Origin of the sequence: Desulfobacter postgatei 2ac9 (assembly GCF_000233695.2) — a bacterium.
GTDB classification, from domain to species: domain Bacteria; phylum Desulfobacterota; class Desulfobacteria; order Desulfobacterales; family Desulfobacteraceae; genus Desulfobacter; species Desulfobacter postgatei.
Genome location: NZ_CM001488.1, coordinates 3,455,276 through 3,469,123, shown reverse-complemented (window position 1 = coordinate 3,469,123; position 13,848 = coordinate 3,455,276). Strand labels below are relative to the sequence as shown.

General features: G+C 45.0%; 9 protein-coding genes. 2 read left to right on the top strand and 7 right to left on the bottom strand.

Translation table 11 applies throughout. The annotated features are described in order from the left end of the window. Window position 1 precedes the first annotated feature (1 nt). Both miaB and DESPODRAFT_RS16010 read right to left on the bottom strand, forming a co-directional pair. Window positions 2-1,366, bottom strand: coding sequence for a tRNA (N6-isopentenyl adenosine(37)-C2)-methylthiotransferase MiaB (gene miaB, locus DESPODRAFT_RS16015; protein WP_004074844.1), 1,365 nt, complete (start codon window positions 1,364-1,366; stop codon window positions 2-4). Continuing rightward, on the bottom strand, window positions 1,353-1,562 hold the full coding sequence (locus tag DESPODRAFT_RS16010; RefSeq protein WP_004074843.1) for a DUF4911 domain-containing protein: 210 nt from the start codon (window positions 1,560-1,562) through the stop codon (window positions 1,353-1,355). Before DESPODRAFT_RS16010 ends, miaB begins: the two co-directional genes overlap by 14 nt. Before the next feature lie 155 nt (window positions 1,563-1,717). Between DESPODRAFT_RS16010 and recJ the strand changes: the two genes are divergently transcribed. Continuing rightward, window positions 1,718-3,421, top strand: coding sequence for a single-stranded-DNA-specific exonuclease RecJ (gene recJ, locus DESPODRAFT_RS16005; RefSeq protein WP_004074842.1), 1,704 nt, complete (start codon window positions 1,718-1,720; stop codon window positions 3,419-3,421). Here recJ and DESPODRAFT_RS16000 read toward each other — a convergent pair. The 5 genes from DESPODRAFT_RS16000 to DESPODRAFT_RS15980 all read right to left on the bottom strand — a co-directional run bounded on the left by DESPODRAFT_RS16000 (window position 3,402) and on the right by DESPODRAFT_RS15980 (window position 12,141). Beyond that, complete coding sequence (locus tag DESPODRAFT_RS16000; protein ID WP_004074841.1) at window positions 3,402-4,769, bottom strand: response regulator; 1,368 nt, start codon at window positions 4,767-4,769, stop codon at window positions 3,402-3,404. The two genes, recJ and DESPODRAFT_RS16000, sit on opposite strands and share 20 nt — an antisense overlap. Window positions 4,770-4,843: 74 nt before the next feature. Continuing rightward, window positions 4,844-7,174 (bottom strand): serine protein kinase PrkA, encoded by a 2,331-nt coding sequence (locus tag DESPODRAFT_RS15995; protein ID WP_004074840.1) that lies wholly within the window; start codon window positions 7,172-7,174, stop codon window positions 4,844-4,846. Then, complete coding sequence (locus DESPODRAFT_RS15990) at window positions 7,171-8,835, bottom strand: SpoVR family protein (protein WP_004074839.1); 1,665 nt, start codon at window positions 8,833-8,835, stop codon at window positions 7,171-7,173. Before DESPODRAFT_RS15990 ends, DESPODRAFT_RS15995 begins: the two co-directional genes overlap by 4 nt. Before the next feature lie 43 nt (window positions 8,836-8,878). Next, the gene (locus tag DESPODRAFT_RS15985; protein ID WP_004074838.1) at window positions 8,879-10,051 is read right to left on the bottom strand and encodes a DUF444 family protein; all 1,173 of its coding nucleotides are present in this window, start codon (window positions 10,049-10,051) and stop codon (window positions 8,879-8,881) included. Between the two features lie 26 nt (window positions 10,052-10,077). After that, window positions 10,078-12,141 (bottom strand): Ser protein kinase, encoded by a 2,064-nt coding sequence (locus DESPODRAFT_RS15980; RefSeq protein ID WP_004074833.1) that lies wholly within the window; start codon window positions 12,139-12,141, stop codon window positions 10,078-10,080. Between the two features lie 323 nt (window positions 12,142-12,464). Here DESPODRAFT_RS15980 and DESPODRAFT_RS15975 point away from each other — a divergent pair, with 323 nt between their 5' ends. After that, complete coding sequence (locus DESPODRAFT_RS15975) at window positions 12,465-13,823, top strand: hypothetical protein (protein WP_004074832.1); 1,359 nt, start codon at window positions 12,465-12,467, stop codon at window positions 13,821-13,823. Window positions 13,824-13,848 lie beyond the last annotated feature (25 nt).

Sequence of the window (13,848 nt, the reverse complement as noted above, 5' to 3'; positions counted from 1 at the left end):
CTTAATCGCTTTCGCAGACCTCTCCCCAAAGGGAATGGGGGTATGCATTTATAATTTCGAGTGTAACCAGATCCCCGATGCCGGCCTGGTCCGATGCAAAATGCACAATTTTGTTTGCATCACTTCTGCCAAACATCTGCCTGGTATTTTTATTCTTCTTTACGAACCCGTCCCTTGGTTTAGGGCTGTCACCTTCCACCAGCACCGTAACTTTTTTGCCAACAAAGGCTTTGTTTTTCTCTTCTGTTATCTTCTCCTGGAAATCAAGCAGTTCATTTAGCCGATCGCGCTTAATCTGTTCATCCAGCTGGTTTGAAAATTTGGCAGCCGGCGTAAATGACCTTGCTGAATAGGCAAAAGCAAAGACCGCATCAAATTCCACGGTTTCAAGCAGATTCATGGTCTGCTCAAAATCGAAACGGGTTTCACCCGGAAATCCCACGATAATATCCGTGGACAGGGCAATATCCGGGCAAGCCTGCCTTAGGGCTGAAATTCGTGTGAAATAGGTCTCCCGGTCATACTTGCGGTTCATCCGTTTTAATATGTCGTTTGAACCTGACTGAACCGGCAGATGAAGATGGTTGCATACCTTGTCAACATCCTTTATGGCCTCGATCAGATCCGCTGATAAATCCTTGGGATGGGAAGTGGCAAACCGGATACGTTCAATCCCCTCCACCCTGCTGACAAGGTGAAGTAAATCAGGAAAACAGACCTGCCCATTATTACCGGCATAGGAATTAACATTCTGGCCCAGCAGGGTAATCTCACGCACCCCGGATTTCGCCAAGCCCTCAATTTCTTCTACAATGGCAGATGGATTCCGACTTTTTTCCTTTCCCCGAACATAGGGCACCACACAATATGTGCAAAAATTTTCACACCCCTGCATAATGGTCACAAAGCGTGATACCTGAATTTTTTCGGCCATTGCGTGCTTGGGGAAGCCTTCGAAGATATTTTCGCTGGGTTCTGTGTCAACAATGCGGGTTTCACCGGCAACCAGCGCTTTAATATGGGTTTCAAAACGACCAAAGGCCTGGGTGCCTAAAACCAGGTCAAGATGCGGCAGGCGGACAAATGCTTTTTCCTTTTCTTTTTGTGCCACACAGCCGGCCATGATGGTCAGCGGACGTTTCCCTTTAATCCTTGTGCCCGCAAAACGGCCTAAAAAGCTATAGGCCTTCTCTTGGGCCTTATGGCGGATGGCGCAGGTATTACACAAAACCAGATCTGCCAGGTCCGGGTCATGGGTTTGTTCATATCCTGCATTTTGCAAAAGACCGGCCAGAATCTGGGAATCATACACATTCATCTGGCACCCGATGGTGTTTACATAGGCTTTTGGCTTATCTTGGCTCAAAATAAAAGTCCTTTTTCAACGCTTGCGTGACCATATTTACCTCCTCCTGCCGGTCCGGAGGCATGGCAAGCCGGATATGGCCGGTTCCGGCCTCCAATGTTGTGACAACGGCTATTCCTTCATAGGCTTCAAAAATAAATCGGATAAATCCGATTTTTGTCTTATCCACCATATATTCTTTTAAAACAGATTGCATAATATTTTAAATCTAATCCTTTATTAACCGATTATAATACCACCAACCAAGTCGGTTGTTCAAGAGTTTTGTGCATATAAAATAGTCAGTCTTGATCTCTTTATTGCGGTACGGATTGACACCTCGCCACCCAAAAAGGTATAACCCCGCATTCCATGGAGATCAAACTTACATATACACCACCTGACCAGAAGGTCCTTCAAAGACTTCAACGTGTCCTTAACTGCCATCCTGTTATTGCAGGATTGCTGGCCGACAAAGGGATCACAACAGCTGATGAGGCCAAATTTTTTCTGAATCCGGATTATTCCAGACTGAGCAATCCTTTTAAACTAAAGGATATGAGCAAAGCGGTAGAACGAATTTATACGGCGGTAACCAACAAAGAAAAAATTCTTATTTTTGGTGATTTTGATGCGGACGGGGTCACGGCTACGGCCATGCTTTACCAGTTCCTCTCCCTGGTGGAAGCAGATCTGTCCTGGTATGTGCCCCACAGAACAAAGGAAGGCTACAGCCTTCAGTTGCCCCACATTGAGATGGCCGTATCCATGGATGTGGACCTGATTATTACTGTGGACTGCGGCATCGGTTCCCATGAAGCAGTTCAGGCGGCAGCCAGGGAAGACATCGACGTCATCATCACCGACCACCATGAACCGGACACGACCATCCCAAACGCTTTTGCCGTGATCAATCCAAAGCAGGCTGACTGCAGCGCAAGCCTTGAATACCTGGCCGGTGTCGGTGTGGCATTTTATCTGATTATGGGCTTGCGTAAGGTATTTAGAGAAAATGGCGTATGGGAACAATTCCCGGAACCCAAATTATCCGAATACCTGGACCTGTTCACCATCGGCACCATAGGAGACATGGTCCCCCTGGTGCTGGACAACCGCACTCTGTGCGTGGCAGGAATGAAACGCATTCGCATGGGCCTTCGTCCGGCTCTTGTCTCTATGGCCCGTACATCCAGGGTTGATATGAATAAGCTGGATTCCGACGATATTTCATTTAAAATCGTGCCAATGCTTAATGCTGCGGGCCGCATATCACATGCAAGAATATGTGTGTCTCACCTGACCTGCCCTGCCCCGGCCCAGACCGAAACAACCGCAGCCCTTCTTGATGAACTGAACAGAAAACGCAGGCTCATTGAAAAAGAGATTGTCGAAGATATTGAACGCCGTATTGCGGGCGATCCATCCATACTTGAAAACCGGCTTGTTGTATTGTGGGACAGCAAATGGGATGCATCCGTACTTGGTATTGCCGCATCAAGGCTTGCTCGAAAGCATGTTTGTCCGGTGGTGCTGCTGAACTCAAAAGAAGACATTGCAAAAGGGTCATGCCGGAGTATTAACGAGATAAATATACACAAGATATTGTCTGAAACCCGGGATCTGCTGGAAACCTTTGGGGGGCATGCCATGGCAGCAGGACTGTCTGTCAGAAAAGAAAACCTGACGCGTCTGAAACCCGCACTGGCAGAGATCCTGGCTTTAGTCTGCACAGAAAAAGATTTTAAACCCATCCGGAAAATTGATGCCGTGATTCAGATTCCGGACATTACCCCGGAACTTGTCAGCCAGATAGATCTGCTTCGTCCCTTTGGCACCGGCAATCCCGAACCCGTCTTCCTTATGGAAAACATCTGGGTGGCATCTTCCATTATCATTGGGGGGTGTCATCGAAAAATGACCCTTAGGGATCAAAGCGGGGAACACCAGGTGGAAGCATTGCACTTCAACCTGTCCGACACAACCTGCCTGCCCGATTTTTTTTCTAAACTGATGGTAAAGCTTAAGGTGGACAGATTTAAGCAAAATTGCGTTCAGGTTATTGTTCAGGATATTTAAGTGTTTTTATATACCTGAAAAAAGCAGCCGCAACCGTTGGACAAAAATGAGAACCAACCCCGTCGGAAATAACCTGAAGCGCCTTTTCGCTGGACATACCGTCACGATATGGCCTGTCACCGGTCAGTGCATGAAATACGTCGGCAACGGCAATAATTCTTCCGAATAAAGGGATATCTTCTCCCTTCAGTCCATTGGGATAGCCTGTACCGTCCCAGCGTTCGTGATGGGAGGATGCTGCAACAAGAACATCTTCCATGCCTGGCAACGGCTTAAGGATGTCCTGAATAATCACGGTATGGGTCTGAATATGCTTAAATTCCTCCATTGTCAGTTTACCGGATTTGAGCAGCACATTATCACGTATTCCGATTTTACCTATATCATGAAGGCTTGCGGCAATCTGAAGACGATTCATGTCCTGATCCTTGAAGCCCAGTTCCCTGCCAATGGCTATGGAAAGCCTGGTAACAGCTTCGGAATGACCACTGGTGTACTTATCCCGGGCTTCCAATACGTTGACAAGACTGGCGATAAAGCCGATCGTCAATTTCTGCTCATGAAGAAGCCGCTCCCTTTCTTCAAGCATGCGCTGGAAATGATCGGAAAGCAGTTTTTCCATGGTCACAACAAGCATATCCACGTTAAACGGCTTGACAATAAAAGCCGTAACACCATCTCTGATAAGACGTCTCATCATCGACTTGTCGCCTATGGAACTCATAACCACAATGGGCAAAAATTCATACTTGTCGGTATTAAACAGTCTGCGACAAAGTTCATTGCCGTCCACCCGGGGCATATTGAGATCCGTAAGCAAAATATCAGGTGCAACATCATCAATGATATCAAGGGCATGCTGCCCGTCATCAGCAAGAACCACTTTGAAGCCAGCATCTTCAAGCCCCTGTTTTGTAACCATTTGAATGGTTTTACTGTCCTCAACCACAAGTATGGTTTTATCCTTGACAAAGGTACACTTATCCATAACACTTTCAATGCGTGGAATCAGTTCCTTATTTGCCAGGCGTTTGGGCACATATGCATCCGCACCGACCCTGAAACCGTTTTCAATATCAACGTCTGTATCAAGGGAGCTTAAAACAATCACAGGAATATGTGCTGTTTCCGGATTTGATTTGATCCACTGACAAAATTCCAATCCGTTAAGGTTAGGCATATCCACATCCGTAATCACCAGATCGAATTGCTCTTTTTTCAAGGCCTCCTGTCCCTGCAGGGCATCGGACGCAGTTACCGTATGAATATCTGCATGATTCAACAATGCTTTCACGGCAAAAAGAGCCGACCTGGAATCGTCAACGATCAGCACATTCGCTTTTTTCATGACCCAGCCTCAATTATTTTCATGTTCATCAACGCGCGTGAAGTATTCTATTATCGGCATGTTTATTTTGACTGTCAGTTATCCTTGAATTTATTTGCCAGATCATTATCAATGACATAAATGCAAATCTCATTGGCTCCCTGCTGTGAATAATCAAATTTACTAGCCAGGTTGTCAATGAGAAACGTCACATCGCGTTTAATGCGTTTGTCATGGGCTTTAAAATCTTCAGTATCAAAATCCTTTATGGCCCGTCTGAAATTTGCATTGTCCATAAAAGGCTCCAACACCCGTTTTTTTAAGTTGTGGACATACCGTTCATGAAGAGATTTAAACAGCCGGGTTTGAACAATGTTCTTTCCTTCGATCATGATCTCGTGGGAAAGCGCAACCCCTGTATATTCCTTTAACACATCCAGGCGCATTCCCTGACGTCGTGCTGCATCGGCACTTTCAGACAGAAGCCTGATTTCGATGCTTTCAAGAAATGCCTCGGTAACATGGATCTCTTCTTTGGTAAAAATACAGTTCACAACAGAGCCTATCTCATTGGTTACAGCGGAAATATAATTTTTGATATCCTTTGCGATTTGATCCTCGTTGTAATAGTAGAGAGACTCTTTGACCTGCTGAAGAATAGAATAGTCATACATCCTTAAAAGTGAAGACAAAAACCCCTGGGGAATCATCTGGCGTACGGGTTCTTCAAGTTTATTGAAAAACGAACATAAATCCAGCATGCTGATGTGCCTGTCTTCCTTAACAAATTTTGAATAAAACCGGTCAAAAAGTTTAATGGCATCCCGGCCGGACAGTCCCTTTTTCCCATACTCTTCAGACTCGACAATAATTTTTTTCATCATCTTTTTGTCAAGCGCCTTTTTGTCCTCGTCATTCAGCCATTTAGGAATACTTCCTCTGAAAATCTCCATAAGCAGCAAAATAAGGCTCTCATCGCAGAAATTGAGATATTTTTTCGGATCCTTTATCCATTCTTCCAGCGCAAGAGATTTTTTTCCGATTCTGGTGCATATAATGATCCTTGCAAAATTTTCAAGCACCATGGGTTGAAAGTTGCGTTCAATATGGCGGCCAAAAATGTTCAGGTAAATTTTAACTTCGGTGGTCACATCAAGAACGTACGGGATGTCTATATACTGGATACGGTCTTCAAACGAGGGGAAATCTTTAAGATTTTGCTTATCCTCGGGGTTCATGAGAGCAAAAAACAGCGCCTCCACACGTTCCTCTACATTCTCTACCTTGTGAATACCCTCTGATATAATATTGTGAAGTTCAACCATGCGCTCGACATTGTGGGCCTTAATATCCATAAGTGCATAGATGCCGTTATGAATCTTTGCATAGGAGGAATAAATATAATTAATAACGTTGGAATCCCGAAAAAGCGCGTTAATACGGCTCTGGAGCATCTGGTTCAGGATAACGTTTCGCCGCAACGGCCTGTCTCCGGGGTTGAAAACGGAAATTCCGTTGCCAAGGCGGCGGTTGAAATAATAAGGCCTGGCATATAGCATATCAAACACCTTGACAGGCTTGCCTAAACGTTCCAGAAGACTCTGGTAAATGGAGGTGCACACAGTGCAGACCTCATCTTTAAATACCCATTCATACTGCTTTTCCGTGAACAGCTTCCATTTAAACTCATCGTTTTTGATCAATTCGTCCAGAACACCGCGTCTCTGCTCTCTGGGTATCACCAGAAAGGGGTTATCATGGCACAGGCATGGAATCTCAATAAATTCAGGCTCGGGACCTTCAAATTCGACCGGACTTTGATTTGCAATATGCTTTATGTCCCTTGAATCACTGTCAATATACTGGATCAGTTTTTCAAAAGAGGAGAGGCTCATCAAGGAGGGTTCACGACCTTTAAGTGTTTTGACATCCAGGCGCCAGACCACTTCGTAGCACAGCCCCTCATCGGTATTGGCATACTGCTCAAATTTTTCCAGAAGATTGTTTAAAAAAGTTGATTTTCCGCATCCGTGGGGACCGTAAAACACATAGATCCGGTTCTGTTGGTTACCGTGGCGCAGATAATCCATCTGCTTCATAAACCGGTTGGTAAACAGCAGATCCGGGAAATACGGTGTATCTGAACCTTCCATGAAAAGCGTACCGGTATCATATCTGGTAATGGCGGAACGATCTATATCATTTTCGATTTCAGTCACATGGCTTTTAATCATGTCATGAAATGACTGAAAAATATTTCTTAAAATCCGGGACGGATTGGCATTGAGGAGCTGCAGAAATTCATGGAAAGATACCGGTTTATGCAGCTGGTAATCCTGGATATTCTGGTTTAAAAACTCCAGGGCCTGGGTTACGGATTCAATTGCATCGGAATCCACAGAACTGGTATTGGTATCCATGGTCATGCCACCTCCCGTCTGTTTAATTTCCGTTTATCCATTATATAACATACCCTTTGCCACTTAATTTTTTCACGTGTAACCGGTGTTGCTGTTGTTCCGGAAGCACCTGCAGATGGATCCAAAAAATGAATGGCAGGGCGCGTTTCCTTTTCTGTTCCAACAGGTATGCTGGTTTCAAGGTACACAGGACCTCCCCATAAGAACTCAATACCCATCATGGTATTTTCAATATAATCTGCTTTAAGGGGCTTATTTTCAAATTTATGAACAAGGTAAAGCAGAGCACCTTGGGTTTTTTCCTCGTTAACATATATCACCGGAGGATGATACAAGGTGTCAATCACCATATTTTTATAATCGTGGGCTTTCTTGGATTTAATATAGTATTGCCAGGTCATGCGTTCCCTATTCAGCCGCTTGCCTGTGACAAACAGTTTGTAATGGTCTATAAATTCCTGGTCCACAAATTTGTTGATAAAGGTGAAATCATTCATACTCTCCCTGACTTTAAAGATAAAATCATGGCCGTTTTTATTTCCTTTATCAAAGTGTTGTCTGTTTTTCTCATCTTTCAGGCGGAAATAATCAAAGGAATAGCATCCTCTATTCTGCATATCTTCAATATGTTCAAACAGACGCAAACCTAAGGCATAGGGATTGAGTCCGACCTTGGGCAGTGCGGTTACCGTTGCATTCACCTTTGCATAATCTACTTCATGACCACGGATACGCTCATCTTTCATAAACAGATAGTCGTGCCAGTAACTGGCCCAGCCTTCATTCATAATCTTTGTGCGAATCTGGGGCTGAAAGTACAATGAGGTGTCGCGCACGATCTGGATCACGCATTTCATCCACTGATTTTCATGGGCCCGTAAAAACGGTGAATGCCTGATAATATATTCCATGATATCCCGCACAGGTTTTTCTTTGTCCTTTCTGGCTTTTTTGTACATCTGCTCAAACTCAGGGTACTGGGAAAGGATCGGTTCAAAAAATGTGGCAATGTTATCTTTACACTGATTGAACCTTTCTATTTCTTTTAAGTACGTATTGTGGGACACCTTCTTTATTTTCTGTAAAAAAACATCAAAATAATAATCCTGTCTGGATAACCTGGCAACAGGCTGATTCCGGAATCTCAACATACTGTCCAGTACCTTGTGATAGCCCACCAGATTGTCCATCCCCCTGGAAAATTCAATAACATAATCCACCCATCGCCTGCCCTTTTCGCTTCTGAGTTGGGCAATCAAACGCTTATCTGCCAGCGCCTGACCGGCAAGGTCAACATCCCAGGTATTTACAAAAAACAGATTATTCTGAAAAAAATCAATATGGGCCAGCACATGATAAAAAATCATAACATTGAGCCAGTCCGGGTTATTATCATTATAGTAGGAAATGGCCGGCCGGGTATTGATAACGGTTTCATAGGGGTTGGAAGGGTAGGCTTCATACATGCCTTTGCCTGATAAAACCCTGACATCATGAACCCAGTAATCATACAGGGTGGGAATCATGACCTTGGGAGACAGTTCAATCATGTCCCGGTTGGTGACGATATACTCAAGGGTTTCATCATCAAACTTCAGGCCTTCATCCCTGGCTCTGACTTTGCATTCTTCCATGATTTTTTTAACATGCTGACTGACAAGTTCCATTGGGCCCTGCCTTTCTTTTTTATCCGGCACTTTATCTATATTCTCAGGAAATCAGATTTTTAATCCCCTGAATAATTCTGGTATCATCCACATTTTCATGCATAACATCCAGTTTAATATGGTTCTTATGTTTTTCAAGTATTCCCGATTTTCTCAGGTATTTTTCAACTTCGGTCTGCCCTGTTCCCACATAGGAATGCGCTACAATGGAGATGCCTATCCGGGCGGCATAGCGCATCATTTTTTCTATTTGTTTTATGGTGTTGACGCCATCTTTATCCCAGTCATCGCCATCGGTCCCATGGAAAACATAAATATTGTAGTCTCTATCCAGGCTCTCCTTCTCCACGATTTGATTCACCAGCTCGAAAGCGGTATACACCTTGGTTCCCCCGGCCACCTTATAAGAGTGATATTTATAAAAATCCTGAACCTCTTTTGCCTGGGTATCATGGAGAATAAAACGGGTTTCCACCTGTCTTTCATATTGATACACCAACCACGAATAGAGCATCACATGCTGGGAAACCACTGCCTCTGTCACCTTGCCGCCCATGGAGCCTGAATAATCTCTTAGAAAAAAGACCATGGCCTGGGATTCATACTCTTTCTCTCTGGACAGAATCCTGTAAACAAGATCCCGGGGGGAAACAATAAACCTGCCCGGGTCTATGTCGTCAACATCCGGAATTCTGCCAAGGGCAATATTAGTCTGGACAATCTGTTTTAAAGTTGCTTTTTTATCCAAAATCTGGCCCATGCCCCGGTGCTTATCTGTCAGATCATAGGTGTAGCGGGCCAGGGCACGTCGTTTGCCTTTGTCCTGGAGGTTGGGAAGTTGAAAGTCCTGGGACAGCACCTTGCCTAATTCGTAGGCACTGGACTCGAACTCATGTTCGCTGCCCTGGCCTTCACCTTCTCCTTCACCGGCCCCCTCGCCTTCCCCCTCACCCTGATCCGGACGTACCGGCTGTTCGCCTATGACATCGCCTTCTTCTCCCTCTCCGGTTCCGCTGGAAGGTTCTCCCTCTCCGGTGTTCGGATCAAAGGAGGGTTCCTCATGAACAAACTTCTCCTCCACGGTAGTGGGGACCACAATAATTTTTTCTTTTCCCCCGGTACCAGGTTTGACAATGCGGCCTATACGGATTTTACGCTTGAATCCGTCCTCTTCCCGCTGGCGGTCCCGTTCCAATAATTCATCAAGGGTGACCATACGCTTCCCCTTTGTTTTTTAAACTGCTATTTGTCATCTTCCTGGCTGCAGAAATACTCTATGGTCTTCTGTGCACAAGTAGGGCAGTATCCAAGCTTGTGATCCATGGTATAAATCATTCTGTCATACAGTTTTTGATTCTCTTCGTTGGTCCGGTTGGCCAGCGCCCCAATTAAAGAGCCGGCACCGGCAATGTCGGATTTAAGCCGGACATCGGTGATGGCTTTAACTAATTCCAGGTTATCCATGAAGTCATAATTGGCATCCACAGACAGTTTCTGGCCGTAGATCTTTCTAATTGAATTTCTAAAGGAGGCCCGCTGTTCTTCGGTTTTAAGACCGAGGCGTTCCTCAACGTTTTTAATATAGCGCTCATCAATTTTAAGTGCCCGAAGCTCACCTGTCTGGGGATCTTTGTACTTCCACATCATATCAGGGCCCAGATGCTCGGCATCCACACCTATGATCATATTTACATAGTTGAGTACATCCTTTTTGATTGCCAGCGGTTCGTCCATATATGCGTTAAACATCTCTGTCATGATACGTTCCCGGTAAAGGCCCTTGGCTATTTTCAAATCCTCCTTGAATTTGGCCCGGTCAGCAGGTTCCTGGACATAATCAAGTACCACCCGTTCCAGGGCGTTAAAAATATCTAAGGCAAACATGCAATTGCCTTCATTGGTTTCAGAAGATTCAAGAAGGAGCTGCACTGCCCGACCCAGGTTCCTCTGGCCTAAACCTTTCTGGCCGAAGCGTTTGGTTATATCCGTATCCTGGTTGAGCTGGTCAATGAGTTCGGCCAGGGTTTTAAGGCTCTTTTCACCTGCCACCTCCCCTGCGGCAAGCTTCATGATTTCAATCGGGGTGAGTTTGTCGGACCGGGGCAATCGGGTCAGCACCACGGCAACAGATGCAGCATGGTTCAAGTTTGGATCCTGGTGAAGCACTTTCTGGTCAAGGGAACGCTTGACATCGGTACCGATGGCATATTCGGTCAACGTTTTCTGGAGTTTATAATCCGTATTATGGGCCACATAGCAAATCCGGCACCGGTCAACAATGGGCGCTTCCTCACGTTCCATTAAAAAGGTGTTAAACTCGGAATTATTTGAGGTGGCGATAATCAGAGTATCAATGGGCCATTTAAAACCATCCAGTTCAATCACACGGTTCTGGATTACACCGAGATATACCTGCACCAGATCCTTTTTATTTTTGTAAATTTCATCGGAAAAATGGATGCCACCGCCGGCCACCCGGGCCAAAGCGCCGCGCCGCAAGTCAAAGCGGTAGGGGTTGTTGGAATCCGGAATATGCAACAGGCGCTGGATGGATTCTTCCCCCATAAGATCCACGGCCGAAGAGGTGATCTTATCCTTAGCCGGATATCTTCCGGTTATCGTACCAAGACTTTCTATCAACGGTACCGCGACAATTTCGATGAATTCCATCATCTTGTCAGGATCATCATCACAATATTCCCGAATCTGATTCCATATATAAGCCGAACAGGCACCTAAAGGACGATACTTTTCATAAAGGCTTTCTATCTCCTTGTCCTTGAGTTTAAATGATTTGGAAAGATAACTCATGGAGGCATCTTTGTTCCCCCTAACGCTCATAGCAAGAATCATGGGATCCTCATAGGTCTGGGATTCAATGACATTAATCTTTCCATATCCGCCTATCTTGTCCAAGTTCTTGAAGCGGAACGTATACTTCATATTTTTAGGACTTGATAAAAATTCCCTGTACCGGGCACACAGGTAATCCACAAAAAAGGTTTTTCCATTCCCCGGCTCGCCCACCAGGACAAAAGCCATTTCCCTGGAAGACCCCCCCTCAGAGGCATCCTTGACAAAAGAGACAAAAGAGTTGATTTCGTCATACATGCCAACCAGATGCCGTTTGCCTCCGCTGAACAGGTCAAACTGGTAGGTGGTCTTTCCCTTAACCGTGACCTTGCGGATACCGGCTTCCAAAATCATGCGGGAGACCCCCTGGAATGCATCCTCAAATACCCGGGTTCCTTTTTTAACGGCTTCGACGTGGTGGTTAAAGCTCTTAGGATCTGTTGTTGTGGCCATTTTATCCTCCATGGGCTGCAAAGGCGGCAAATGCTGCCAAATCTTTGGTTGGAATTATTAAATTCTTTTTTTCCGGGCGGATAGGTTAAAAGTGCATTAGCGTTCCGGAAAACATAGTGCAAGCGCTTCGTCAAGGTTGAAAATTTGCACTTTTTAATATCTTAAAACAGAGATAGCTTAAAAAAAGATATATCAAGTGAAAAAAAAGGTGTCAAACACTATCATACCCTCATTTGCCTTTATTATAAACGCTTTTGGTCTCCTTCATTTTATGATAAAAATAACGCAATTAACATAATCAACTGTCGCAAATGAGGAAAATTATGACCCGTTCAACGCTGTTGACCATTGAGGATCTGATAGATGAACTGGATATGGGTAAAGCCACTTTAAAGTTCATTTTACATCGATTCAGCCCGTGGCTTGTCACACAAATTGTCGACGATGAGACATACTACACTGAACAGGCGGTTACCATCCTCTTAAAAATCAAAAAACTTCTGGATACAGGTATACTGCCCGAGCAAATTGAGGATTCACTTACACAGGAAGCCGAAATGCTCAAAGACACGGCAAAACAGCCTGCCGGCAATCAAGGGAGCATCCCCATGGATATAGCGTCTACATCCATGTTCAAGGATATGTTCGCGGTATATATCGAAAAACAGGACCGTATTGCTTTAGCCCAGGAAGCACTTGCCAGAGTAGAAGCAAGAAAAGCCGATGCAATGGAAAAACGGGCTGCAGCTGAAGAAAAAAAAGCCGCAGCAATGACAAACATTGCCCTGGCATTGCAGGAGATGAACCAGCGACATAGCGCTGCGTCCCAGACCATGGAACTTGTCGGACGTGCCGTTAAAACCATGGCCCTGGAAGAATCACCCGGACTTGACGAAAGCCTTTCGGACAGTGATTTTGATGAAAATATGCATTTGTTTGAAGATCCGGTACCCATGGAAGATCTATTCAAGGATGAGGCCCACGAGGATTCTGATGACATAGGTTCTTCCAGCATGGATGACCTGTCTTTGCTGGTCAATGAAACAGCCCTGGCACCTGAAGATATTGATGACCTCTCCGATAATAAAAATCACACTGAAGAGGATCTTGATGATCTGTTCAGTCTTGTGGATATCGACTCAGATATCCCAAAGGGCATGAATACAGATCTGGATGATCTGTCCAAACTTATAGAACATGCGGGTGAAAATGCCGTTGTGGATTTAGATGATTTATCCGCCCTGATTGAAGAACCTGAACACTCCCAAGAACCTATGGATGATCTGTCCAGGCTTATTAAGCCTGCAAGCGATGAAGGGCCTGGCGATTTAGATGATCTATCCGCCTTGATTGGAAACCCCGGACAATCCCAGGAACCTATGGATGATTTATCCCTGCTTGTGGATGGAAATGGCGAACAATCAGGGCGCGCCCGGTCTGGAGTGGAAAGTCAGGTTAAGGGCACGCCCTCAATAAAACCAAATATTTCGCCGAATCAGGATATTAAAAAATACAAAGCCGCTATTATGAAAATCATTATTGAATTAAAGGGACAAGGCCTTACAGCTCAGCAGACAACGGATCGACTCAACCGCGACGATGTCGCCACCCTGTCCGGGAAACCCGCCTGGGGATTAAAAGCCGTAGATAAAATTTACGGCTTTATTGATTCTGCAAAATAAAGACCGTGAGCTGACTTGATCCATC